Raw genomic sequence first — 24282 nt, forward strand, 5'->3', positions numbered from 1 at the left:
TACGATAACTCCTGTATATTTTTATATACTGTTTTCTTTCTCAACAGCTGATCAGAGGAAGGACTGTATCAAACAGTTCTTTTTCTTTTTCAATTGCCGGTTCACTTCCGACAACGCAGACCGCATCATTGTCAAGAATTGCCTCGATCAGTGGCGCAAGTTCCTGAATATCTGTCTCACTTGCTTTTAGAATCTCATCTCGTTCTTTCTGTGCCATTTCTTCAGTAATTCCACAGAACCACGCACTTCTGGAGATTGCTCCCTGCATCTTTGGGGTACGTGGTACATCTTTGCCACTGATTGTACCAATAATGTATTTTGTCATTTCCCTTTCATCCGCCTTAAAAGAACGTACATATTCCGGAATGCCCTTGAATACATCCAGAGTACGTCTCAGATGTGGATCACGGTAAGAAACAAAGAAACTCTCACCACTGCGTTTGAACCCGCTCATACAGCCATATGCACCGCCCTTGACACGGATATTCGTCCAGAGGTAATCGTAGCTCAGGGCAACTTTCAGAATATTCAGTGCACCTGTATATTCATAACCTTTTTTTCGGAAATTACCTGTCTGAGCCACATACTGTACCTGTCCGGAAGTTGTGAAGCCTTCGTTTTCCTTTACACATGTCATATTCTGATGCTGTACACTGACCGCTTCCTTATGCAGTGTCTGTTTCAGAGCTTTTACCTGCTTCTGTACATCCATAAGAGAATCCCTTTCACCTGTATAGCTGACACACAGATATTCCGGTCGGAGAATTTCCTGCATAAGATGAGAAAGTTCTTTTACAAGATCATCTTTACGTTCTTCAAATTCTTTGTCCAGTTTTTCAATAAATTGGTAATACGCAATACCTGCCATTTTGTCCTGAAATGCGGCCATTGGTGATGTATAGGAAGCTGCACGCAGTACTGCTGTTGAATGGCCCGCACTTACCAGACTGGACTGTGCTCTTGACTTCACCTGTGCAATGATCTCATGAAGACGTTTGGTGTCTTTCAGACTAGAGGTATTGATGATCTCACGGATCATTTTAAACAGAACATCTGTTTTTGGATACATGGCTTTTCCTCTTACAGAAAAGAAAGCACGGAATGCATCTACAGAATCTGCATGATCAAATACTTCTACCCCGCACATAATACCACCTGTCTGTGCATTGATCTCATTTGTCAGCTCCCCATAAGTATAATGAGCTGTATCTACATATCCAAGTACAGATTTTAAAAGACCAAGATATGGTATTTTTTCATCTGCAAGGTCTTTCAGATCAAACATCAGATCCAGATAACCGATTCCATTTGTTGGAACTTCATGATACAGGAAAAGGCTTCCATCTATATCCAGAGCTTCATTCGTAAAAGGTGTGATTTCTTTACGAATATCTTCTCTCTTCAACATAGGTATACATTTAGCCGCTTCCGGATCCTCCGGTGCTTCCTGATACTGTTCCAGATTCGCAGTCTTTTTAACAAGTTCTGTTTTTTCCTCTTCAGATAGAGAAGAAAGATATGCGTCCAGTTTGTCTTCCAGTGCTTTGGCTTTTCTGGCAGTCAGGCCTCTGGATGGATTCAATGTCAGAACAGAACCGTGAGGATTATCCAGAAGATATCTCTGAATCAGATCTTCAAAATAACCCTGATTCTTTAATTCTTTTAATTTGTCGAAGACAGGAATCAACTGAACCTGCGCGAATGGATGTTCATCATCATAAAGCCAGTTGTCCAGAATATCCAGACCGTAGATCAGTCCCTTCGGGTAAGAGGAAAAGTCAGCTTCTCTATAGCGGAATTCCATATAATTGATTCCTGCTTCCAGTGCTTTTGGATCGATTCCGTTTTCGACCGTGTCTGTCAGAACTTTGCGGATAATGGAAACAAATTCTTCTTTTCTGCCAGGATCAGCACCTTTGGCAACAACATCAAAATACGTCTGTCGGATACCATCCTCATAGGAACCATACACATCCGATCCGATTCCGGCATCCAGAAGTGCTTTCTTAAGAGGTGCTCCCGGAGTACTTAAGAGAGCATAATCCAATATATCAAAAGCAGTACATTTTAAAGTATCCATGGCAGTTCCTGTCACAACACTGTATGCCAGATACGAATTATTTTCTTCACTCTCACTCTCTGCAACCGGATACTCCATGACCAGATCATGCATTTTATCAAAGGGCTGCTGTTCACGAATCTCCGAATCCACATCCAGACTGTCAAATGCAGAAAGATAATTCCGATCAATAAAATCAAGTTTTGCTGTCATATCCATATTTCCATACAGGTAAATATAGCTGTTGGACGGATGGTAATAAGTTCTGTGGAATTCCAGGAACTCTTCATAGGACAGCTCCGGAATATTATCCGGATCACCACCGGACTCACAACCATAGGTGATATCCGGAAACAGGGAGTTCATGATATCTCTTTCCAGCACATCATCAGGAGAAGAAAATGCCCCTTTCATCTCATTGTAAACAACACCATTATAAGTCAATGGACCTTCTGGCTTCTCCAGATGGTAGCTCCATCCTTCCTGACGGAAGATTTCTTCTTTTTTGTAAATATTTGGATAAAATACAGCATCCAGATACACATGCATCAGATTCTGAAAATCCTGCTCATTGCAACTTGCTACCGGATAACAGGTTTTATCCGGATAAGTCATTGCATTTAAAAATGTATTCAAAGAACCTTTTACCAGTTCTACAAATGGATCTTTTAAAGGAAAATCTCTGGATCCGCAAAGTACACTGTGTTCCAGAATGTGTGCAACACCGGTGCTGTTCTTTGGCGGAGTACGAAAAGCGATGTTGAATACTTTATTGTCATCATCGTTTTCGATTACCATTATTCTTGCTCCTGTTTTGATGTGGCGAAGCAGGTAGCCTGTTGAGCGGATATCACTCAGGTTTTCTTTTCTGACAAGTTTATATGCTTTTAAATCATCTAAATTCATTGTTGCCTCCGTTTTTGCATAGTACATATAGTATTTCCTGATATGCCATATTTATTCCGGAAGTCTTTCTCCCGGAAACTGCAGTTCATACATTTCACGGGCAGCTTTTGTCAGAAGGTCCAAATCCTCTTCAAGGCCAATCTCCTGTGGAAGCAATATGGCAGTTTCATAAATGTCTCTCTGCAGTTTTGCTTTTGCACTGTCTTTTTTTATCGTGATAAGTCCGCAAAGTACACTGTTATAGTTTTTGTCTTTTTCACAAAGATCCATATAAAATCTGACAAGATGCTGGCACTCTCTGTGAAGAAGTTCTTCATGAAGAGCACTTTTTGCACGGATTTCCCGGAATTTTACATCATCCAGTTCTTTGCGTATTTCCTTCTGTGCTCTTCCAGAGCCAAATACTTTGTGACCTGCATTTCGATTAAATTCCAATGCCATCCAGAATTTCAGATAACCGTCGGCAATGCCCCCTTCGTTTGTCGTTCCTTTGTAACGTGCTTCCCAGATTTCTTTACGGATCTTATTTGCTTCCTGATCTTCTCCGGATGCAATTGCCTGCTCCAGCAGTTCCTTACGTTTTTCCGGTTCTGTCTCTCTATAATACTGGGCAATGATTGGTGTATCCATATATCCTTCTCCTTTTGATATATTATCTTTTGAAAACAAAAATAAATAAAAAACCCTTTTTCTCTTCAATATGCCTATTATAGCAAATCAAAAAGAAAAAGGGTAGTCCTGTTTTATATTCATCAAAGCGGACACATCAGAGAATCAGCATGGCATCCCGGATATTTATGAATTGTAACCAAAATCCAACATTTGTTGGGTATTTATATAGGAAGTAATTTGATTTTTCCTTAATGAAATGGTAATCCTTCATCATCAGCGCTCATAAAGCCATCAGGACTTGTCTGTGGTTTGGGCTGCTGTGCCTGCTGGTTGTTTGAAGCATTCTGAGCATTTCCTGAATTATTCTGCTGACTGGCAGCTTTGCTCTCTGCAAAATCCTGTTCCTCGATCACTATATCTGTTGTATATACCTTCTGTCCATCTTTATTCGTATAGCTTCCTGTTTGAATCCTTCCAGCAATTGCAATCTTTGTACCTTTATGGAAATACTTTTCTGCGAACTCTGCTGATCTTCCAAATGATACGCAATTAATATAATCTACGGATGCTTCGTTGTCTCGCTTGATTCTCCTATCTACAGCAAGTGTAAATCTGGCAACAGCTGTTGCGTTTTCTCCCTGAGAATATCGCACTTCTGGGTCACGTGTAAGGCGGCCCATTAAAATAACTTTATTCATAGAATTGATTCCTCCTCAAAACCTTTGTTTTGCTTCATATTCCGCAGAATTATTATATTCTGCCTTTCATTCAATAACTTTTGTACCTGAATAATCCGGGCAATTTTCGGTGTACTCATACTTATCCAGATCGCCACATTGTGTTTTGCATTCTTCTTTCTTCGGACAGCATATGCAGCAATAGTCCAGACCTTCTGTGCAATCTAATTTACAGTGTCCAATCATCTTCGTATTCAGCTCCATATCTAATCGGCCCTTGCTCTCCTAAAGGTCTTCTCCTTTCCGTTGATCGTTTCATTCGCTTTCTTTTTTTCTGTTCTTGATAGCGTTCATATCTTCTTTTCATAACTTCTACACTATCGCTCTTGAAATGACACCAGAATCTGTCTCCATCCTCATCTTCTGCACAAATTCCCACGTCCAGCAATTCACCTGAAAACATTGCGTGTTTCTTGGGAATGTCATAGCAGCTTCCAATAATTGTCAGATTTTTCTTCACACATGCCTGTGCCATTTCCCATGGATCAGATGATAACCAAGAATTAAACATCTCGTGATAACCAATTTCGTAATTTTCAAGGCGATTCTGGATTGCTTTCACAACTGTTCCTGCCATTTGGTTGTATTTTTCTTTGATCTCTTCCTCTGTCATTTCTATTCCGAACAGTGTTTCTTCCGATGGAAACCGTTCTTCTGGTCCTCCTGGATTCCATAATTTGAGAATTACATAAGCCGCATTCACCTCTTTTACATATCCTTTAAAACTATGCCAAGAATTTCCCTGCTTGGCTCCAGATATTTCTTGGTCTTTCTTCAAGTGTCTGTATGTAACATACTTTTCTTCGGTCATTTTTTTTATCCTTTCTGCCCTGTTTCCACAGGGCAATACAGTTTATCAGTTATCCAGTTTCCCATAATAAGCGGAGCGGAAGCCGATGCTCGTGGACGAGTAGGAACGTGGATCGCCCAGGTTCACGCCGAACACACCAGCACCCGAGGTGTCGTTCCAGTAGCCACCACAGATCGGCAAATATTCTCCGTCTGTACAATCCATATAACAATACGCATCTGGTTCCCCTGCGAATAATGCCAATTCTTTGAGCTGCTCGCTATTGCAGTTAATCTGTACATCGCTCCATCGTGTTCCAGTATAATCCTGTTCAATCTCTGGATCCGTTGTAATGCAGATGTTATCATCATCAACTGAAATTCTGATGATTTTTCCCTCATCATCTCTGATTGCTTCCCAGCAGTCCCCTTCCAGCGTCAGGTCAATATCCATAGCAGCATCATTATTCTTTGCCGTCTCCAGTACACCATTTCTGATTCGCAATCCTCTTACCATTTCCCATACGTTACCGCAAAGGTCATGCACTCCGGTTACTTTATGATTATGTGTCCATGTTGCCGGCCCTGATCCTGTCTTTGTTTTTCCGCTCTCTTCAATCGGTTCGCCTTTTTCTTCCAAATCTGCATGGTACTTTCCGTAATTCGTATTTCCATGTGGCAAGGTTCCATCTCTCAGGCTGAGATTTGCAAGCAGTCCCCATTCAGCCCTTGTCATCATGTGCCAGCCTTCACCTTTAGAGAAGCAAACCTCTGCTGCTTCATCATTCGTAATGTTTGTCCAAGGTTTCTGGTATGGAAGGCTATATGGTTTACCGTTGATCTCGCAGTTTGGGTAAACTGAAATATAAATCGAATCGTACTCTTTTCCTCCAACAATAAATGCCGGATGGACTTTATCACTTCCACCGAATAATTCTTTATTTGTCACTTTACGGAACCGGTGCATAAATGATGGGATTCCTGCGTTATCGTAAATTGCTACAACTTCATGCTCCACGCCATTCTCCACCTGATCTGTTGGTGTTATCTGTTCTTCTGTACCACTTTTTTTCGGTTTAATAACCGCAGCAAATACAGACATAGATTCCGCTTCTTTCTTTTTTCTTGCAGCAAACAGCTTTGCTCTCACCATTTCTTCTGAAACAAATTCCTTAGAGCCTTTCGCTTTTACTGTAAATTCCCTTGCTTTAAAAACTGCTTTTGCCATTTTTGTTTCCTCCTCTATTTTCTTGTAAGTTCATCAACACAATCGTTCCAGCCGACTTTATAACTCGGCATCTTGCCTCCTTTTTGAAAGTATTCCTGATTGTATCTTCCTGTTACTTTCATTTTTTTCGGCAATTCTCTTAACGGGCACCCTTTCATTAACTCATCCCACGAATCCGAAGCATTAAAGTTTGCATCATCATCCTGTACTGTACATTCGTCTGAACCGTTAAGTAAGGGACATTCCGAACAGTGTTTTGGTGTATCTATCACTAATATTGATTTGCTCATTTCGTCGCCTTCCACTTATGGTCTGTACATAAATGCATCAAAATCCAGATCTTTTTCTCTGGTTCTTCCTTTCTCAAACGGATAGCTACCATCCATCATTGCTTTTACATCTTGCAATTCTGCGATAAGAGCATCTATGCTATCTGCTTTTGAGAATGTCAGAATAACTTCTGCCTGAACTGGATCCCATTCATCTTCGACAGGAACTTTTTCACCTATTTCATGTGGCTCCTGCGTAATACAACATAGTGCCCCAACGCCATTGCTTAAGGCTCCTGTCATTCTGATATCTCCTGAACCAAATTCCATTTTTGCTTTGCCTTTTATCATCTTCTAATTTCTCCTGTTCTCTAAATATTGAATAAATCAAATATTGATAATTGCCCTTCTGGTAAAGACTTCTCTATTTCTGCAACCGGTGTAATATCTCTCAGTTCTTCTTTTATGGATTGCATCATTCCTGAAAAATCCCAATGTATAAATCTTCGCATTGCAACAAGATCATCTTCTGAAATACTCTGGCTATATCCAGAAATGTATTTGATTATTTCTACTTCTTTCTGGCTCTTTTCGCTTTTTCCGAATAATCCTATGTAATCCGGATTTTCCTTTATATTTCGCATAAGCTCAGATGTCTTTCGCCTGATCTCATCGCCTTTTACCATGTAATTTGGTGGTACCTTTTCTGGAAGCGGCAAATAGTATTCTTCCGGGTAATCCCCTTCCTGCAGTTCTTCCTCGCACAGCCTACGTCCATATATGATGTGATTCCTTACCAGGTTCAGGTTTACTCCATCAGTCCAAAATGGATCGTTGCCTCCGTTTTCCCGGAGCCTTTTCCATTGTTCATGAGATTCCCTGATAACCTCAGCAAGCTGTTCCTTTCTGTTCCTCTGCCTTTTTGCCATTTCCTATGCTCCCAAACTTCGCTTCGATTGCCTCTTTGATCTTTCCTCTCAGCGCCGGTCCTACGCCTTTGACCTCTCCGATCACTTCCATAAGCTGTTCATCTGTAATTGTTCTGACCGGTTTTTCTGTTACTGATTTTTTACCATCATTGAAACCGTTTGTATAAACACGTGTGCAAAACGCATCAAACTGCTGATGATCATATTTCTTTACTGTCTTATACACCTCTCTAGTGGTTGTGTACCCTCCCATGCATCTTTTCGCCATTATTACTCCTCCTGTGCTTGTAGCCATTCTCTGACGTTCTTTTCTCTCTTTTCTATCGGACACTCAGCAGCGCAACCGCTTTCATAGTCCTCGCATCCTTCATCGCAACTCGGTACTTTCAATCCTTCTGCGTAGACCTCGCCCCACGCCAGCAGATCAACAAGTTCCTCGTCAGATAAATTCCGGATTTTATCAGCATTTGTCATTTCAACTCCTCCAACTCTTTTTTACTCTTTCCAGTGAATATCTGGCATTATCTGTAAGCTGTCTCTGCCAGCAATTATTTTTCCGGCTCCATCTAAAGCCATTCTTTTTAAGAATATCTCTTACTTCCGCTTCCGGTTTACCATCAAAGAAAAGCTGTAAACGCATGATTTCCGTATTTTCTACGATGCGGAAATACTCATTTTCACTTTCTGTATTTCCTTCCGTTTTAGCCGCTCTGAGCTTCTTGAGTCTGCCTTCTATCCGGTGAATCTCTGCATTATTGTTTGAAAGCTGGTATGTGGCAAAAGGCTTGTCCTCATAATGCCAGTCCTTCTGCATTTTCTCTTTCAGGCTATCGATCTGTTCCTGTGTCAATACAGGGCATCCATCTAATGTTTTATTCTTTCTGTAGTAGGCATTTGCAGCTTTCATCTTCTCCTGCAATTCCTTTAATCCGTTCAGCTTCTTTTCCAAACGTTCTACTGCATCCACATCACCAGATTTAATAATGCCCTTCCCGTTTCCAATGCTCCGGATCCGGTTAAGCATCTTCTGGATTTCCTGAAATTCTTGATAGTTTCTATCAGATGCAGCATTCTGTTTTTCTTTCTTCTTTACTGGAAAGTTCGCTGGTCCACAGATCATAACTGATGGACACATACAACCAATGCGGCTTCGATCATTCAAATTGGCTGCCATCTTTTTGGAATATCTATCTGCAATACCGTATACCCTGTCAGCTTCCTTTGGTCTGCTCTCAGCAACCTTGTCTGCCAGATCATACGCTTCGTCAACATATCCTTTGTATTCTGCTGTCAGGCTGCCTTCCTTATAATCCCGGAATGACATCATCTCATGAGCAGACCTTGCGGACTGCTCATTGATCTCGTAATAGATTCGTTCTCTCATTCTTCTTTTTCCTCCTCTTCGTCTGATAATTCATCCAAGAATCCGTACAGCTCAATGATTTCGTCCTCATTCAGCTTAGATTCTATTCTTTCTGCAAAATCGCAAAATCTTTCACATAATGGTTTCTGGGATTCTCTGATCTTTTTGTTTTCTTCCTCCACGTCCTCAAAATATGTAGAGGCAAGAATGACTTTCTTCTTCGCCTCAGAAACAATGACCGGCTTATAACCTCGCTTTTTTAAGGCTTCCATATCTTTCTGATCTGTAACCGGTGCTGCCTTCGCACCATATTCATTGATAAAATCTTCTGCGATCTCATTTTTGAGGTCTTCCGGTACACACTCACACATAATGTACTGACCACTGTATGAATCAATAGATTTTTTCAACAGTTCTGCATTCTGAGCATTTTCAACCATTTTGGAAGCATACCAGCAAACATCGAATGAATTTACCATGTTTCTGTCTCTTTCCAATCTCACGTAACATGGTTTGAAGTCTACTCCAATGTCAAGTCTTGGTTCTTCGCAGATATATAATCCTCCAACAAATATCTTTCCTTTATGTTCTGGGCTTTCCAGAATATCTCCATACATTGTTTCGATTTTCTGATAATCTCCCTGCAAATGGAGATTGGAATTTGTGACTTTCTCATATTCTTCTGGCGAAATTCCGGAAATTTCAATCATAAGGCTATGATCTGGTACTTTCTCCCATACTGCCGCAGTTTCTACAAAAAATGTAGGTACTAAAGCACCATCATATTTTCTGGATTTTACCAGTCTCGGTCTCCAGACTTCACGCCTGCAGTAATTGTTGAATACAACTGTTTTGCCCAATCGCAGAAGAACAACCGTTGCAATTTTGTACCCTTCTCCATGATTCCCGATCATTGCATCATCATCATTTTTAGTGGTCGTTCCGAACAGAAGTGTCTTAATATCCAGCTCGCTATGCTTGTTTCCGATTATCAGTTTTTCTTCTGCCTCGTCATATTCAAATAACATTTTGTTGCTGCTGTCTCTGGTTTCCTCATCAATGGAGTTCTGGAAGAACTCTCTCACTGCTTCTGTTACGCCCCATCCCGGGACATAATCCGCACTGATACTCAATTCATATTTTCGCATTTTCTTCTCTCCTGTTCTCTGTACTCATTCATTGTTGGACGTTTCCCGTCCAGATCATCCCATGTATAAGGCTCTTTAGTTTCCTGCTCATAATTTGCTTTGTAGCAGTCTCGACATACGCACCGACCACTGAGCCATCTCATTTCGCCCCAGTATTCAGGTTTCTTGCATTCTTTGCAGATCACAATTTCATCATTCAATGTCATGCCCCCCTTGTTTTCTTCCTGCCCCTGTGTTAATATCAAACCGAGGCGGCGGCAGGTGAAAACCGCCCCGGTTCATTTGGATTTTGGCTCCGGTTCTATTTCTCAGGTAGGCTCCGGAGCCTTATTCTTTTTTCTCTTTCTTCTCTGCTTCTTTTTCTGGAAGTTCATTTCCTGTCATATAAGTTGCTAAGTCGTATGCTTCTTCTGCTGTATGTCCATGTGCTAAAGCCCATCGCATTGCTCTCACAACCATGTCCCCTGTATTTTTAGTTGGCATTTCAAACTCCTCCATTTTCTCACCTGCCTTTCTCAAACTCATTTAATTGAGTTTGTAATTATAATTTAACACGCAGTTAGTAGTTGTCAATACCCTGTTTTACATTTTCCTCATTTTTGTGAGTTTTTAATTCCAGTGAATATCCCATTGTTGAAAACAATGCCTGAACACATTCATAGCTGACCTGTTCTTCATCTGTGCTTGCAAAGAAATCTGCAATTTCTTTTTCTCCCGGATCCGCTGCACCTTTCTTTTTCTCAACTACCAGATCATAGTCCAATGCTGCAAGAATCTTTCTTACTGTCTCGAAATTGGGTCTGGTATTCTTATTCAGCTTCGTCCAAAGATTCTGCCGGGTTGTTCCCGCCTTTTCTGCCAATAAATCGTATGTCATTCCTCTGTTTGACATTTCCTCTTTGATAAATTCTACAATGTTCTGCATTTTTCCTCCTATGCCACTCGATATCTGTATTCAATGCACTCCCAGTTACCGTTCCATTCTGCCGAATCAGCCATGATTCCTTTCTGTTCCTCCACTATCTCAAGCAGATCGCCTTCGTACAGTTCTTCCATCGGATAGCCCCTTTCCTTTTCAATCTCCTTGATTTCACCATCCAGGAACAAATTGCCATTTTCGTAGATTGGTTCGTCCTCATCCCATGCACTTTTTTTTCTGAATGCCCTTGGGTTTTCCCATTCTTCTCGGCGGCGTTCCCAGTATTCATCTTCACTAGGTAGTCCACACATGATGTCTCGCCTCCCCTCAAATCATTTTGGTATATATTCATATCTGGTATGCCAATGATACTGATACAACCCTGTCACCGGATCGATGCCTTCATACCTCTCTCGCCATTCTTCCAGCATTTCCCGATATGTAAACAATTCTCCGGTTTCTTTATTCCGGTACAGCCTTGCCGGCTGTTCTCCGGTGTTTGCCTTATCCATCTTGCTCGCCTCCCTCTTCTGGTAAATACTCAACTTTAATGTGAGCCGCCATGAAACAATCGGGTTCTCCATCAAATTTATTTCCTGCAGCTGAGTTGAGCGTATCTCCTCTTTCCTCACAGCACTCTCTCGGGCTGCAACAGTCTGTGTTCTTCCAAAGCTTTCCATTTTCGTCCTCGTATACATACCGTCCCCAGTCGTCCCTGCCGATATATTTCAGATGCAGTGTTTTAATTTTTACCGCAACCAGTTCATAACCAACAACATCAAAATGTCCGAGCGGCTTTTCGTATTCAATGTAGCCCCATGCCTGGCAGCCTACTTCCTCAACAAATTTTTTATTGTCAAAATTCTCAATCTCCAAGACTTCGTTATTTTGGGGCTTCGGGTATCCTCCCGGCATAACTGGACGCTGTGTGCTGTAATAACGATATTTCATTGTTTTTGCTTCCTCCTCTTATTTTTTTCTGCCCCAGGTTTCTGAGGCAGATCACTTTATTAATCAAGCAGGCATTCCTGCGAGATGCTGTATTTCTCTTTCAGCTTTTCAAAAGCTCTGTTTGTTACCCGGTATTCATTCCAACCAACTCTATGATCTTTTGAACAGAAGTCCTTTTCCTGATATTTTTTTATAAGCTCAATGCCTCTGCCTTTAAGTTCCAGTGGTGTGTCAATGAACCAGTGTTTCCCGTAATATCCTCTGGATGCCTCCATCTGGCATTCTGGTTTCTGGCCTCCCATTTCTGGCGTATAGCAATACACTCCAGGAGCCTCAGCAACTTCTTTTTCTATCGGATCCGGTTTTGCCATCTCCAGCCGTTTTTCTCGTCCTTGCTCTGTCAGTTTTTGTGCCTCGCCGTCCAGAAGCTTTCCTGATTTCTCCAACTGCTCTATACTCTCAACATAAAAATTGAGAACCTCTTTTGTAGCTGCAACAGCAATCAGTCTGGAAAGATTATCATAACCACTGCTGGCTGCCTGCGCTTTTACTGGAAACCGAATGATCTGTGCCATGCCATTTGCCCTCTCTTTCTCATTTCTGACTGTTAATGTATTTTCTGCATCCTGCATAAGAACCGGTATAAACTACCTTACCCTGATATGCTACTGTACAGGTATCACTCCATCTGCTAATCTCGTACACTTTTCCATTTGCCAGTTCGTATCGCTCCACTTCTATTCCTCCTCATTTCTCATCAGGCACTTTAACATATCAAGCTGTTCAGAATACTTATCCTTCCTGTCAATAGCCTCCTGCAGCTCTTTTACTTTTCCAGGCATGAACATTGCAATGTTTCTTGGATCGCCGTTCTGTGCCTTCTCCTTAATCTCTTTCATGCATCTTTCGATGTTTTCCTGCTCCCATTCGATTCTCATTTTTACGCTTTTGATCATGCCTTCTAATTTTCCCTGTTTCATCTGCTTTTTCTCCTATAACTCATTTTAATGTGATTCCACTATTCACAACTCGTTCTTATGAGTTTAATATAACACGTAGGTTAGTAGTGTCAATACCCTCTTTTACAAAAAATGAGAAAAAAATTTAAGGACAGCTCATTTTATTGAGCCATCCCCTTTTAGCTTTATTCTGTGCCCTCCTGCATATTCTTCAATAATTCCCATGCCATCTTGAACCCTGCGTAGAATCCTGTTTCCTCCGCTGCCGCTCCGTACTGACTTACCCATAACATAATATCATCTATACCACCATTCCCGATTTGCATCTCATTTAGAACGCTGATAACTTTTTTATATGTAACTGCCATTCTTTCCGGATCCGGTTCATCGCTCTCAATCCGGTTTTCGTAATAGCCTTGGAATATCTGCTGTAATGCTGTCATACTTGTACCCCCAGGATTTTTTGTATTTCTTTTAATTCATCCAATGTGTAGCTTTCCCATTTCACACCTGATGCAAGAAATCTTACAAGTTTTCTTTTATGGTAATAATCTTTTGCTATTTCCATATCTGGAAATAATATTGCCTTATATCCATAATCAATATTTTCTTCTAAAAAATCATCCGTATAATCTGGTTCTTTAAATCCTATCAGCAAATAGTCTGGCACAGTTTTGATGTTTACTTCTTCCCCTCTAGCTGCATACAGGTATTTCCGCCCAATTTTCGCAACGGTATACTTTTTGGGCTTCAATCCTTTTAGTAACGCTATATCCTCATACGAAAACGCATATACAACTTGTCCCACTGTAAAATCTTTTATTTTCATCCTTTAGCCTCCAATCCATGTCCGAATGCAAGAGCAATCATTTTCTGTAATCTCGCATTTTCTTCTCTCAGCTTTTCGTTCTCTTTCTCCAATGCCTCTGTTTTGGACTTCATCGCCTCCAGATTGATCCCGTCAACGTACCTTGCATCAGTACACCATTTTGTAACAGTAGCTTTTGCTACGCCATACCGCTGTGTAATTTCATCGAAGGTCATTCCATGAATTTTATGCATATTTACAATAAATTTCTTGAAATTTGCACTATACCGTCTGGTTGTATCATGGTTCGGACCGGTAGGCTCCTCTGGAATATCATCTATTTTGCTTTTCTTCACTTCGATTTTAGGCTGTGCTTTTTCTGGCTCCTGCAGCATTTCCACCTCGCCTGTGACTTCCTCTTTCTCTAAATGGATTCCCATTTTTGCAAGATCATCAATCTCATCCATAAGAGCGAATAATCTTTTTCTGTACTCTTTATTCATTGTCCATGCCCCTCCTTGAATCATATAATTTCCAGAAGCCACAAAATAAACATAATTCCTGGAACTCCTACAGAAATTGCTCCAAGAAGCGCAGCGGTGATATTCGATTCAATTTCCTCTTTTCTCTTCGCCTCTATTTTGCGGTTTCTTCTTTCTCTTTCATTGCAGTATCTTAATATTCTTTCTGATTCCTGAATGGTCCTCTCGCTTCCGTATTCTTCCACAATTGACCATTCTCCAAAATCTGCAATCGTTACATAACCGTCCATCATTCTATGCCCCTTTTTCATTCTTTCTCAGTTCTGGCATTTCCCTGTACCGCCCAGGGCGTAGGTTTCAATCTACGAAGTGCTTTCTTTCGTGCCATAAAAATAGGCGATTGGGTATGTGAATTTATATGGCTGCCTCATACTTTACAACCTGTGCAGTGCTTCTCCGGTGCTTCCACTCCCGTATCTAATTTCACTTTAAAATCAGCAAACTTGTTATCTGCCATTGAGCATTTTCAGGCGTTTTCTGCTCTGTCTTGCTTACCGCCCCTGATTTTCACCTTAAAAATCAGTAAAACTTGTTGTCCAATACCAACCGCATTGACCTACCATCATCAGCACCAGGCGGTCATTCCTGGTGGACGGTCATTTCTGACCGTTTCGGCTTATTCTTTTTCCCAATATCCATACAGACAGCAAGATCCAGATTCCCAAGTATCGTAGTAATATCCATCCACAACTGCTATACAGTGGTTAGCAACATTCAAAAAAATATTCCACTTTTATGATCTTTTGCAAATCGATCAACAGTTGGACGTTTTGAACCCTTTTTATTGCTGATTCCATGATATGTAAAACCATTTTCTTTTAAATAGCTTTCATAGCATTGCTTTCCGTTTGGCATGCATTGAAGTTTTTTTGCATATGAAATAAGATCATCAAATACCTGCATCCAAGTTTTGCTCATAACTTTTGTCAATGCTCTTACTACACAATCACCGTACTGATCTTTTAAATCTTTGTCATTAGGCTGATAGTATTTATAGTTTCTGCTTGCCATTCTTTTTCTCCTTTTTCGTTATGTTGAGTTTTCTATTTTTTCAAACTCGTTTTATTGAGTTTAATATAACACGTAGTAGGTAGGTGTCAATACCCTATTTTACATAATTTGAGTTTTTTCTTAGTGAAGCTCATAACTCATTTTATTGTGGTTGTTGCCTTTTATTAACAGTGGTATCATTAAAATAAAAAAGGAGATTTTTCTATGAAAAAGAGAACATTTTTTACCCCCCCCCCGAAAAAATCTGACAATTTAGTAGTCACTTCTTTTCGTAAGATTCTTTGTTTATCTTCCTGTGCCATAATCGGACTTATTTCTTTAGGCTGCTCCAATGTCACTGCGCAAGAACAAACGTCTACATCTGAAAAAGCTGCTCAGATTTCTTCTTTTTCGGATTACTCTTGGGGTACTTCCTACGATGATATTTATTCAGATCAAATAACCTCAGACATGAAAGAGACTGTTGATTATCAATGTGATGAATCTAATGATATTTCTGCATTAACGCTTCTACATCAAGAAGTTGCAGGCTATTCAGATGTTTCTTCCTCCTATCTTTTTTCAGATAATAAGCTCATTGCTGGAAGCTACGATCTTGACATTGATGATACGGCATTTGATGATTTATCAAAAAAAATCGCTCAAACATATGAAAAGCCTTATCTTGAAAAGGAATCTACTGGTTGGGGAAAATTATCCATCTGGATTGATGATTCCAAGGATGTAATAACATTATCAGAAATGCTTGGTATTACTTTTTTTGAGGCAGACAGTCCTTGCCTTGAATTTTTAAATGATCAATTTATCGAATTTCATGACGTTGATCTCGTGTCAGAAATAAAAAAATATAATAACTTGGATGGACTTTCAGAATCGGCTTCTGATTCTTCCAACCCCCTACTGAATGCGCAAGTTGTTACTGCTCCGGTAAAAAGTGGAGATAATTCTAAAACGCTTGGAACCTATGCATATATCAGCATTGCTAAGGACATTTTAAAAACGGTTACTTTAGAACAATTCACTGAATTTGCACAAACAGTGGTTGATAACAGTGGTTATAACTGGTTCTCCATCATCTGTGAAGATGGAACTGGTATCTGTTTTTCTGGATCAGATATCTACTATCCTTCATACGGAAAATTAGATACAGATGGAGCAATTACAGACGGATATGGTGATATTACATGGGATTTTAATACAAACTCATACACGTATACACCACGACAATAATTTTTCTTTTTATTGGATTTTCACAAAATTTAAGTCTGGGTTTTATAAATATCTCACGAAAATGAGCCGATTTTCCAACATTTGTTGGCTTTAATTTGTCAGCCGCTTTTCAGCCTTTGGCTGACTGAGACTTAGGTTTAGAATAAGATTAAGAGAAAAGATAAAGATATATGCTCATTTGCACCAGCTTTTCCTCCAACAATGTCAGGGACAAATTGGCTTACAAGCGGCTTGACGAGATTTAAGCTTAGTATTTGAGTATATAAATATAGTTATTACATATGCTCTGTTTGCACCGGGATTATCCCGGGACAAATAAAAAAAATCCCGACACCATCAGGCATCGGGGAAGGGTAGTAAACTCAATATTTTGAAGTTGACATTTTACTCGCAACAGCATATGATAATAACAGCTAAGCAAGCTGATGAAATTGCATTAGGCAAAATGAAAACCCCTGAAAGTGGTCCAGACTTTCAGGGGTTTTCTATTCCGTTTATGTAAGGTGGCTTATGCCTTTAGGCTGTCTGCGCTGCTTATTCATCTCCATCCAGCCATTTGCAAATGTAGTAGCTAATTACACCTGCTACGATAGAGACAAGCAAACTGATGAATAAATCTTGCATTAGGTTTCACCTCCTTCCTGCCGGAGGTGCGCAGCAAAATTATGTTATCACATTACACATATTTCTACAATCAGATTTTTCATCTGAGCAGAATGCTTTTCCAAGTTGCTGGCCCTGCGCATCCATCTACACTCAGGCCTTTCTTGGTCTGGTATGTCTTGATCGCATATACTGTATTGGTTCCGCATTCTCCATCAATGGTCAGGTTCTTTCCGTCCTTCCCTTTGAATCCATTACTTTTCAGTAATCTCTGTAATAGCTTAACATCGTTTCCTTTGCTTCCGTTCTGAACGTTTCCTACGCTAAACATATATCCGCTGCCTCCTGTCGTTGTTGTGGTGGTATTTGTCGTGCTTCCTTTTCCTGTATTGGAACCATTATCAACAGTTACGTTTACATGGTGTCCTGTGTTCAGGTTGATATCTCCTCTCTTTGCAAGGCTTGAATCTTTCAGGTACCGTCCCTGCAGAACTGTAAAATATTTCTTTCCCTTTGCAGAATTGAAATAATCCATCATGTTACCGGTATATGTAGCATTACATTCCTGCAACTCTTTGATGCCTTTCAGGTGCCCTACCGCCTGAATAAGTACAATTGTTTCCTCGCTACAATCGCATTCGCAAGGCTTTGCGATTTTGGAAGGGCGATACCCTACCGCTTTCATCTGCTGTCGGAACGTATAACGATCAGTGGAATTTCCTGCTGTTCCCTGGTCGTAACCGATCATATCATTCAGTGCTGCTTCGATGGCCAGATCAGCAAACAGATTTCCAAGACTTTCATCCTTCCATCGAAGAATATAATTCCATCCACCAGTTGGATATGCATACCAGGAGCGCAGATACCATTCTGTTCCGGTCTGGTCCCCTGCTTTTCCTCCTGCATATCTCCCGTTTTCGTCATGCCCACAATTTGACATTCTTACTGCCACTGTAGTTCCTCCCTTCTGTTCTGTGCCTCCATCAGCATATTTTGTAATAAACTCATACACTTTTTTCTGGCGTGTAGTGTAATCCCCGACCTGATTCGGCTTCGGGTCGGCAGGATCCGTATTCAATGCTGCATAAATTCCTTTTGCCGTGTATGGTTTTGCTGTTTTTGCCAGAATCCGTTTTAATGCGGATGCACCGCCTTGATGATAGATGTTAATGCACTCCATCATAGCTGCATCTGGCATGGCTCCGTACATCTTGCCAAGGCTGACAGCATATTCTTTGATCTGCGTTTCCATCAATTCATCCTGACATTTAATACCAACCGCCGAGGAAATAATTGCAATGATGCATTTCCCTTTGGCTGATGCGGAAGATACTCCATATCTGTCCCAGCTCTTTTTCAGATCAGCAGCAATACCGGCAGTGTCAAGTTTGGAAAAATCCTTCGGATATTTCTTCTGGATATTCTGCAATAGCAGTCTCGCTTCGCCTGCATACCACTGACCGGCTCCAATCGTGATTGCTTTTTCATTTGGAGTATTTGCTCCTACTCCTGCAAATGCAGAATAATTTTGGCGGCCATATACCTGACCGCCACTTTCCACAGCATATAGAATTTTTCTCAATACAGTAATGTTTTGCTGTTTCATCTCCAATCACCTCCGGTCTCGTCCAATTCATCCATAAAACCGCAGACATCTTCAAACCATCTTCCGGTTTCTCTTGCCAGTGCAACCAGAAAGCAAACGCCCCCAAACGCTGCAACGCCTGCAACAGTAATCGCAATACTTTTAATTGTCATTTTGACAAGCCCTCCCATCTTGTAAAATAAAAAAGCGCCTTACCTCCGGGATAACTATTCGGAAGTATGCACTTTGAACTGAGAAATTGCCTGAATCACTTTATCATATCCGACCATTGCACACAGCCATGACAACAACACTAACGCAATTAAAATCACTGCCATTTTTTCATTCATAAGTGTTTCAGTCAGAATCATATATCCGGTATCTACTGCAATGGACAGAATCACCGCAACAACACCAGCAAGTAGATTTGACCGATACGGTTTCTTTGCCTCGTCCAGTAGCTTCTTGATTCCTTCCGTCACTAGCCCGGTCAGTACAGACACGATCATCAGTAACAGTAAAAATGTTTCAAAATTCATCATTGTTCTTCGTCCTCCATTTCTTCATTATCGCCTGCATCCCCCTGATATTCTCCACCAGGATCAGCCGGCTCATTATAATCTTGTTTTCTCCTGTGCTTTTCCTTACTGGTCTTAATCCATCCACAGATGCCACATTCACCCAGCAGTGCTGCAATTAAAGCACACCACGCGGATTCCGGAGCGGAACCACACTGGGAGAATACTGCAAGCATTTTCCAGTTTATATACATCATGTAAATGAATACACATATAAGCACAATGTTCAATGTACCAAGCTTTTTAATCAGCTCTTGCACTTTTCTTTTTTTCTGCCTTTTGCGGTGAGAATTTCTTCTGCTCAACTTCTTTACTTCCTCCCTACCTCTTAACACGCCGTATAATCATTCTGACAGGCTCAGGCGCAGCTTCAAAATGCTTTGATAAACATTTCCTCACATAAGAATAAAAATCCGTTAAAACAGCAAATAAACGAGCCTTATTTATTTTTAACTCATTTATGTGAGTTTGTGGATAAAAATGTGGAAAACTTTAAAAGCCAATCTGCTTTGCCAGGAATCCGATTGCAATTCCTATGATAGTTGTCAGGACGTATCCTGTAACCTTCCTCCACATTTCTCCGTCTCGGTTTTCCAAGGCTTCCAATCTGTCACCCTGACGGCCTTGTTCCTTTACCATGTTTTCAACTGACATTGCAAGTTTCTGTACGGAAGTTGTCAGCTCTGAAATTTGTTTTGTCGTGCCCTCCAGAATTTCAATCCTACGATTCTGCCGATTGTTTTCAGCATCTAATCTGGCACAGAACTCTGCATGTTCGGCACGAGTGATATACTCATCCATTGTTCTCACCTCCTTCCCATCCTGACGTTTCTTCTTGCCATTCCACATCGTCTGCATCTGCATACGGGCGGCACATGGCCTCTATGACATCCAGATCATTGTGTATCTGGTCAAGACTTTTGTTTGATTTTCCGTCAATATAGAACAGGAGGTCATAAACCGCAGACCATAGCTTCGCTATAATTTTCAACTTCATAGGCTATTTCTCCTACAACCTTGTTTCTATCAAGAACCACTGAATCTATCAGTTCTTTTCGGAACTCTTTGCAATCGCAGTGATCCAGCATGCCCAAATAAGATTTTAATGTGGCAGTTACCACTTCCATCTCGATCAGTCCGGCGTTGTATTCCTCTACTTTTCTTCTGAGATGGCGCTTCATCTCCAATGTGGTGCTTTTCCTGATAGTTACATAATGCGGCCATATCCGATAGCCTACGAACTCTATGCCCTGCGATATCGGGCGTATGCAAGTCTTTTGGTTCAGAGATAACCGTAACGTTGTTTCCACAAACTTCTGGATTTCATCTTTCCACATGTGAAGCTGCTCTTTGCTGTCCGACAGAATGATAATATCATCCATGTATCTGACATAAAAATGGATGCACAGTGTCCTTTTACAGAACTGATCCAGTGCATCCAAGTAAATATTTGCAAATACCTGCGATAGCAGATTTCCTACCGGCATACCTACATCGTAAAGCCTTTCCTCCAAAGGCACCTCTCCAGGACCTTTACCAGGCGGTAATCCAAATGGCGTATACTGGCAATCTATAATGTTATACAGGACTTGCAAAAGCTGTTGATCTTTGATTTTCCTTGCCAGAATCTCCTTCAATACTTCGTGAGATATCCGGTAAAAATATTTGCTGATATCCAGTTTAAGGTAATACCATGTGCCAGGCTTATGTTCTACGGATTTTATCCAATATCGCAGTCTTTGCATGGCAGCAAGCGAACCTCTTCCTGGAATACAGCCGTAAGTATCTTTGATATATCCTTTTACCAACAGGGGATTTATGACACGATATATCGCCCATTGCACAATGCGGTGATAAAACGTGATTGACATGATCATTCTCTTTTTAGGTTCATAAACATAAAAGATATAATACTTATCAATCGTGTATTTACCAGAGCGTACATCCTGTTGTATCTGTTCAATGACATTCCAAATATCGTGCTGGACGCGAAGAACATCTTTGTTGTATCTTCTGCCTTTTGACGCATCTTGGATTGCCTCATACAGATTGTCGTCAGAGAATATCAAGTCAAAAACATGCTTGATTTTCATTGATTTTCCCTCTGTTTTTCATTATTTCGTTGTGTTTGGCGGTTTTCTCATAGGTACTGGCAGCCTCCACAACCGATGCCACATCTGCAGAACGCCATCAACATAGCACCATTTTTCTCCTGCTTTTCAGCCGGAGTGGAAACAGGTTCCTTTATCCCCTCGCACTGTCGGTAGTCCTTGGAGTTTCCGATTCTGGCATATGAGGGTAGAGCGGAGCGGAAGCCGATGTTCGTGTTCGAGTTGGAACGTGGATTGTTCAGGTTCACGTTGAACACACCAGCATTCGAGGTGTTGTTCCAGTTGCCACCACAGATCGGCAAACGCTATAACCCATTCCCTACGAAAATACTCAATGTCTTTTATATCGACTGTTTCCATATCTGGAGGATTTCTGCTGCTGAGTAGCCGTATTGTCAGCATCAGAGTTTGCTCCATTCACCGTATTAATAAAACCACCTATCATTCTGCCTATTTCTTCTGAACGTCTAGTCCATTCTTTGTAGCTGGACAGTCCTTTCAGAATATTCAGATCATATGCTACTTTGATAAATTCTTGCAGAGTTTTATTCTCTCTGTCAAAATCTCCAAGAGTGGTTTTCTTGTAGTATTTCTCCCTGATATCTACTGATAATCGAAGCAATTTCTTCATGCAATCCATCAGATCGTTTCCGATGGCGTATTTATCTGCAATGCTCCATTTCTTTATAAGCGGATATGCATAGTCTATCATGTCTTCGACCTTCTGAAGAATCTGGAAGGAATCATCTTTTGTGACAGTTCCGGTGTTCTGGCTTTCCTCCATACTTTCGCAGCCTCCATTTTTCTACTGCCCTACTACCGTAGGGCAGAACAGTACACAGTTCTCAGTTTTACAGTTCACAGTAAGCGGAGCGGAAGCCGATGCTCGCGTCCGAGCTGGAACGCGGATTGCCCAGGTACACGCTGAACACACCAGCACTCGAGGTGCTGAGCCAGCGGCCACCACAGATCGGCAAACGCTCGCCAGAGTTATTCATATAATGACCATCACCACCGTAATCACCACCCGGTTCATCAGGATAAATTAACAAAGCTTTAGCAATCTCAGGAACCGTTAATGCAGAATCAAGTGTCATATTCTGATATGTGTCACCTCTCCAAGTGTCTTCTGGCGTAATATCACCAGATGTAAGCTGGATATGTCCGCTCACATAGTTATATTTCAGAGTACCGGCAGTTCCAGGCTCAACCAGTGTGCCATCTGCTGCAATGGCTTTCCAAAGGGTGGAGCTTGCACCCATGCTTGCATCAGCGGCCATGCAGTTTGCATATGGAATGATCTGGATTTCCCCATTCATCAGTCGCATACCTGCACACCATTCCCAAACATTACCGTTCAGGTCTGCAATTCCATCAGGCATCCAGTTATGGTTCCATGTATTCGGTCCGGATCCGGTTGCGCATCTGGCAATTTTCCCACTCTCGTAATAAGTCGGAACGCCTTTTTCATGTCCATATGCGTGATCGGCTCCGTAATTGTTATTGCCTCTCGGCATGGTTCCGTTTTTACGACACCATAAAGCAATAGCAGACCACAGGGAATAAGGTGTAAGGCTCCATCCTTTCCCTTTATTTCGACAATATGTAACTGCCTGATCGAAATTAAGGCTTGCTCTTGGGTCACGCATCGGGAGGGAATATCCACGTTCATTCAGGACAATGTTCTGATATTTTGAAACATAGATAACGCTCTTTTCTACTCCGTCCACACTGAATGCCGGGTGAATGTTTTCACTTCCTCCTGCAATCAGGTCAGACATTTTCAGTTTCGGGAATGGAACCATTACAGAAGGCATTCCCAGATCATCAAATAATACGGTGTTTTTCCCACCGGACAGTGCTTCAATAGATAACTTTAAATCGTCAAAATTCGGCATTGTTTACTCCTCCATTTCCCATAATGTCAGTATGCATTTGTCCATAGAAAAAGGAACCGGTTTGCGTTCCATAATGGTTGGCTGTTCGGTTCCCACTTCTGCATCCGGATTATAATTCGGATTTTCTTTCTCTGTTTCTGTATATTCCCTTGCCGGGATAGTAAGCTGAGCTACATATTTGTCACCGGCGCTGGCTCCCATCACAAGACCACCGGTATAATCCTGGCAGATATCAATAGTCACTTCGTAGTCTCTTTCTTTTTTGTCAACCCGGAAAGACATTTCTCCATCACCAAAATCAATGGATTTTCCACTGATTTCATAATCTACAAAATTTGTACCGTTTTCAGGTAATTTGATAACTTTCATCAGTAATACTTCCTCCTGTTCTCTGCTGATCTGACTGCTTCGTTAGTTCTTGCCGCTGCCACTTCCGCAGCTTCTCTCATTGCAGAATTATTTCTATCCACACCGTAAGATTTCATGATAAATTCTGCATCCGCTCTTCTTTCCTGATTCGGAATGATCACATTCGCCATTTTAGATGCCTCCTCTCACATAACACCGAACTGCAACGCTTGAAGCAGAACCGGTATATTTGATTTTGAATCCATTCAGTAATTTGTCGCTGATTTCAAATTCACCAGCCGCACCACCGGTAACGCTTACAACCTCAACAGTGATCGTATAATCCTTGGTATTTCTTGGAGTAACAATCTGTAAGGTTTTGATGGAATTGTTATGTGGATATACCTGGCTGTTCGTCAGAGTGGCTTCGATTACCTCTCCAGTAATTCCTTTCAGCTCCTCATTCTGTCTCAGCAACATTCTCATTGCTTCGGAAGACATCAGCATAGCTTCCAGTGCTGCCAAATCCATAATATTGAAATTTGTTGCATTCTGCGGAGTTCCCTGTGTTCTTACTGTTCCAGGTGATCTCTGCAAGGTAACCTTGTCCCCCTCAACAGTCTGTGCGAATCTATTTGGAAATTCGCATACCATGTCTTTCCAGTTTACAAGACTTCTCATTTTCTCACCTTCTTTCCG

Annotated in this window: 39 protein-coding genes and 1 other RNA gene; 1 reads left to right on the plus strand and 39 read right to left on the minus strand. The window is 41.2% G+C overall.

What is annotated here, in order from left to right:
- Nucleotides 1-40: 40 nt before the first annotated feature.
- The 27 genes from NQ503_RS09655 to NQ503_RS09785 all read right to left on the minus strand — a co-directional run bounded on the left by NQ503_RS09655 (nt 41) and on the right by NQ503_RS09785 (nt 15230).
- On the minus strand, nt 41-2992 hold the full coding sequence (locus tag NQ503_RS09655) for an insulinase family protein (protein ID WP_005424455.1): 2952 nt from the start codon (nt 2990-2992) through the stop codon (nt 41-43).
- Nucleotides 2993-3016: 24 nt separating this feature from the next.
- Nucleotides 3017-3595, minus strand: coding sequence for a DUF6553 family protein (locus NQ503_RS09660; RefSeq protein WP_005424454.1), 579 nt, complete (start codon nt 3593-3595; stop codon nt 3017-3019).
- Nucleotides 3596-3825: 230 nt separating this feature from the next.
- Nucleotides 3826-4275, minus strand: a complete 450-nt coding sequence (locus NQ503_RS09665) for a single-stranded DNA-binding protein (protein WP_005424452.1) — start codon at nt 4273-4275, stop codon at nt 3826-3828.
- Between the two features lie 208 nt (nt 4276-4483).
- Nucleotides 4484-5125, minus strand: coding sequence for a hypothetical protein (locus NQ503_RS09670; protein ID WP_005424449.1), 642 nt, complete (start codon nt 5123-5125; stop codon nt 4484-4486).
- 45 nt (nt 5126-5170) lie between these two features.
- Complete coding sequence (locus NQ503_RS09675; protein ID WP_005424448.1) at nt 5171-6331, minus strand: SUMF1/EgtB/PvdO family nonheme iron enzyme; 1161 nt, start codon at nt 6329-6331, stop codon at nt 5171-5173.
- Nucleotides 6332-6345: 14 nt separating this feature from the next.
- Nucleotides 6346-6621, minus strand: a complete 276-nt coding sequence (locus NQ503_RS09680; RefSeq protein ID WP_005424447.1) for a hypothetical protein — start codon at nt 6619-6621, stop codon at nt 6346-6348.
- A 15-nt stretch (nt 6622-6636) separates the two neighbouring features.
- On the minus strand, nt 6637-6951 hold the full coding sequence (locus NQ503_RS09685) for a hypothetical protein (protein WP_005424446.1): 315 nt from the start codon (nt 6949-6951) through the stop codon (nt 6637-6639).
- A gap of 20 nt (nt 6952-6971) precedes the next feature.
- Complete coding sequence (locus NQ503_RS09690) at nt 6972-7529, minus strand: hypothetical protein (protein ID WP_005424445.1); 558 nt, start codon at nt 7527-7529, stop codon at nt 6972-6974.
- Nucleotides 7489-7797: a hypothetical protein gene (locus tag NQ503_RS09695; protein WP_005424444.1), complete on the minus strand. Its 309-nt coding sequence runs from the start codon at nt 7795-7797 to the stop codon at nt 7489-7491. The genes NQ503_RS09690 and NQ503_RS09695 overlap by 41 nt, the downstream gene beginning before the upstream one ends.
- A 2-nt stretch (nt 7798-7799) precedes the next feature.
- Complete coding sequence (locus tag NQ503_RS09700) at nt 7800-8003, minus strand: hypothetical protein (RefSeq protein WP_005424443.1); 204 nt, start codon at nt 8001-8003, stop codon at nt 7800-7802.
- 1 nt (nt 8004) lies between these two features.
- A complete protein-coding gene (locus NQ503_RS09705; protein ID WP_005424442.1) occupies nt 8005-8913 on the minus strand; it encodes a V-type ATP synthase subunit I domain-containing protein in 909 nt (302 codons plus the stop codon).
- Nucleotides 8910-10040, minus strand: coding sequence for a hypothetical protein (locus NQ503_RS09710; protein WP_005424441.1), 1131 nt, complete (start codon nt 10038-10040; stop codon nt 8910-8912). Before NQ503_RS09710 ends, NQ503_RS09705 begins: the two co-directional genes overlap by 4 nt.
- Nucleotides 10022-10246 (minus strand): hypothetical protein, encoded by a 225-nt coding sequence (locus tag NQ503_RS09715; RefSeq protein WP_044925536.1) that lies wholly within the window; start codon nt 10244-10246, stop codon nt 10022-10024. The genes NQ503_RS09710 and NQ503_RS09715 overlap by 19 nt, the downstream gene beginning before the upstream one ends.
- Nucleotides 10247-10367: 121 nt before the next feature.
- Nucleotides 10368-10523, minus strand: a complete 156-nt coding sequence (locus NQ503_RS09720; RefSeq protein ID WP_022389492.1) for a hypothetical protein — start codon at nt 10521-10523, stop codon at nt 10368-10370.
- Between the two features lie 76 nt (nt 10524-10599).
- The gene (locus NQ503_RS09725) at nt 10600-10965 is read right to left on the minus strand and encodes a helix-turn-helix domain-containing protein (RefSeq protein ID WP_005424438.1); all 366 of its coding nucleotides are present in this window, start codon (nt 10963-10965) and stop codon (nt 10600-10602) included.
- Nucleotides 10966-10973: 8 nt separating this feature from the next.
- Nucleotides 10974-11270, minus strand: a complete 297-nt coding sequence (locus NQ503_RS09730) for a hypothetical protein (RefSeq protein WP_259892474.1) — start codon at nt 11268-11270, stop codon at nt 10974-10976.
- Nucleotides 11271-11291: 21 nt separating this feature from the next.
- Complete coding sequence (locus tag NQ503_RS09735) at nt 11292-11471, minus strand: hypothetical protein (RefSeq protein WP_005424436.1); 180 nt, start codon at nt 11469-11471, stop codon at nt 11292-11294.
- Nucleotides 11464-11910, minus strand: a complete 447-nt coding sequence (locus tag NQ503_RS09740) for a defense against restriction DarA-related protein (RefSeq protein WP_207635531.1) — start codon at nt 11908-11910, stop codon at nt 11464-11466. Before NQ503_RS09740 ends, NQ503_RS09735 begins: the two co-directional genes overlap by 8 nt.
- Nucleotides 11911-11969: 59 nt before the next feature.
- Nucleotides 11970-12485 (minus strand): hypothetical protein, encoded by a 516-nt coding sequence (locus tag NQ503_RS09745; RefSeq protein ID WP_044925532.1) that lies wholly within the window; start codon nt 12483-12485, stop codon nt 11970-11972.
- Nucleotides 12486-12504: 19 nt separating this feature from the next.
- Nucleotides 12505-12645, minus strand: coding sequence for a hypothetical protein (locus NQ503_RS09750; RefSeq protein WP_005424432.1), 141 nt, complete (start codon nt 12643-12645; stop codon nt 12505-12507).
- 2 nt (nt 12646-12647) lie between these two features.
- Complete coding sequence (locus tag NQ503_RS09755) at nt 12648-12890, minus strand: hypothetical protein (RefSeq protein ID WP_005424431.1); 243 nt, start codon at nt 12888-12890, stop codon at nt 12648-12650.
- A gap of 164 nt (nt 12891-13054) precedes the next feature.
- Nucleotides 13055-13312: a hypothetical protein gene (locus NQ503_RS09760; protein WP_005424430.1), complete on the minus strand. Its 258-nt coding sequence runs from the start codon at nt 13310-13312 to the stop codon at nt 13055-13057.
- Nucleotides 13309-13698, minus strand: coding sequence for a beta barrel domain-containing protein (locus NQ503_RS09765; protein WP_005424429.1), 390 nt, complete (start codon nt 13696-13698; stop codon nt 13309-13311). Before NQ503_RS09765 ends, NQ503_RS09760 begins: the two co-directional genes overlap by 4 nt.
- On the minus strand, nt 13695-14180 hold the full coding sequence (locus NQ503_RS09770; RefSeq protein ID WP_022389483.1) for a transposase: 486 nt from the start codon (nt 14178-14180) through the stop codon (nt 13695-13697). Before NQ503_RS09770 ends, NQ503_RS09765 begins: the two co-directional genes overlap by 4 nt.
- A gap of 20 nt (nt 14181-14200) precedes the next feature.
- On the minus strand, nt 14201-14452 hold the full coding sequence (locus NQ503_RS09775; RefSeq protein WP_022389482.1) for a hypothetical protein: 252 nt from the start codon (nt 14450-14452) through the stop codon (nt 14201-14203).
- A gap of 317 nt (nt 14453-14769) precedes the next feature.
- Nucleotides 14770-14836: hammerhead ribozyme type II (locus NQ503_RS09780), an RNA gene on the minus strand.
- Between the two features lie 97 nt (nt 14837-14933).
- Nucleotides 14934-15230, minus strand: a complete 297-nt coding sequence (locus NQ503_RS09785) for a hypothetical protein (RefSeq protein ID WP_195656514.1) — start codon at nt 15228-15230, stop codon at nt 14934-14936.
- Between the two features lie 204 nt (nt 15231-15434).
- Here NQ503_RS09785 and NQ503_RS09790 point away from each other — a divergent pair, with 204 nt between their 5' ends.
- Nucleotides 15435-16460 (plus strand): hypothetical protein, encoded by a 1026-nt coding sequence (locus tag NQ503_RS09790; RefSeq protein WP_259892476.1) that lies wholly within the window; start codon nt 15435-15437, stop codon nt 16458-16460.
- Nucleotides 16461-17163: 703 nt separating this feature from the next.
- On the opposite strand, the gene NQ503_RS09795 is transcribed toward NQ503_RS09790, so the two are convergent.
- The 12 genes from NQ503_RS09795 to NQ503_RS09850 form a co-directional block, all read right to left on the minus strand.
- A complete protein-coding gene (locus NQ503_RS09795; RefSeq protein ID WP_005424417.1) occupies nt 17164-18669 on the minus strand; it encodes a peptidoglycan-binding domain-containing protein in 1506 nt (501 codons plus the stop codon).
- Nucleotides 18666-18821, minus strand: a complete 156-nt coding sequence (locus NQ503_RS09800; RefSeq protein WP_022389478.1) for a hypothetical protein — start codon at nt 18819-18821, stop codon at nt 18666-18668. Before NQ503_RS09800 ends, NQ503_RS09795 begins: the two co-directional genes overlap by 4 nt.
- A 54-nt stretch (nt 18822-18875) precedes the next feature.
- Nucleotides 18876-19190, minus strand: a complete 315-nt coding sequence (locus NQ503_RS09805) for a hypothetical protein (protein WP_005424415.1) — start codon at nt 19188-19190, stop codon at nt 18876-18878.
- A complete protein-coding gene (locus NQ503_RS09810) occupies nt 19187-19531 on the minus strand; it encodes a hypothetical protein (RefSeq protein WP_049940404.1) in 345 nt (114 codons plus the stop codon). The genes NQ503_RS09805 and NQ503_RS09810 overlap by 4 nt, the downstream gene beginning before the upstream one ends.
- A 187-nt stretch (nt 19532-19718) precedes the next feature.
- A complete protein-coding gene (locus NQ503_RS09815) occupies nt 19719-20027 on the minus strand; it encodes a hypothetical protein (RefSeq protein WP_044925529.1) in 309 nt (102 codons plus the stop codon).
- On the minus strand, nt 20020-20223 hold the full coding sequence (locus NQ503_RS09820; protein ID WP_044925527.1) for a hypothetical protein: 204 nt from the start codon (nt 20221-20223) through the stop codon (nt 20020-20022). The genes NQ503_RS09815 and NQ503_RS09820 overlap by 8 nt, the downstream gene beginning before the upstream one ends.
- Nucleotides 20180-21319: an RNA-directed DNA polymerase gene (locus tag NQ503_RS09825; RefSeq protein ID WP_005424412.1), complete on the minus strand. Its 1140-nt coding sequence runs from the start codon at nt 21317-21319 to the stop codon at nt 20180-20182. Before NQ503_RS09825 ends, NQ503_RS09820 begins: the two co-directional genes overlap by 44 nt.
- Before the next feature lie 349 nt (nt 21320-21668).
- Complete coding sequence (locus NQ503_RS09830) at nt 21669-22121, minus strand: four helix bundle protein (protein ID WP_005424409.1); 453 nt, start codon at nt 22119-22121, stop codon at nt 21669-21671.
- Between the two features lie 67 nt (nt 22122-22188).
- A complete protein-coding gene (locus tag NQ503_RS09835; protein WP_005424408.1) occupies nt 22189-23235 on the minus strand; it encodes an SUMF1/EgtB/PvdO family nonheme iron enzyme in 1047 nt (348 codons plus the stop codon).
- A gap of 3 nt (nt 23236-23238) precedes the next feature.
- Nucleotides 23239-23604: a hypothetical protein gene (locus tag NQ503_RS09840; RefSeq protein WP_005424407.1), complete on the minus strand. Its 366-nt coding sequence runs from the start codon at nt 23602-23604 to the stop codon at nt 23239-23241.
- Nucleotides 23604-23774 carry a hypothetical protein gene (locus NQ503_RS09845; RefSeq protein ID WP_005424406.1) on the minus strand — a complete coding sequence of 57 codons (171 nt, stop codon included), beginning with the start codon at nt 23772-23774 and terminating at the stop codon, nt 23604-23606. Before NQ503_RS09845 ends, NQ503_RS09840 begins: the two co-directional genes overlap by 1 nt.
- A gap of 1 nt (nt 23775) precedes the next feature.
- Nucleotides 23776-24264 carry a hypothetical protein gene (locus tag NQ503_RS09850; RefSeq protein ID WP_005424405.1) on the minus strand — a complete coding sequence of 163 codons (489 nt, stop codon included), beginning with the start codon at nt 24262-24264 and terminating at the stop codon, nt 23776-23778.
- Nucleotides 24265-24282: the final 18 nt, after the last annotated feature.

Origin of the sequence: Blautia obeum ATCC 29174, assembly GCF_025147765.1 — a bacterium.
Classification (GTDB): domain Bacteria; phylum Bacillota; class Clostridia; order Lachnospirales; family Lachnospiraceae; genus Blautia_A; species Blautia_A obeum.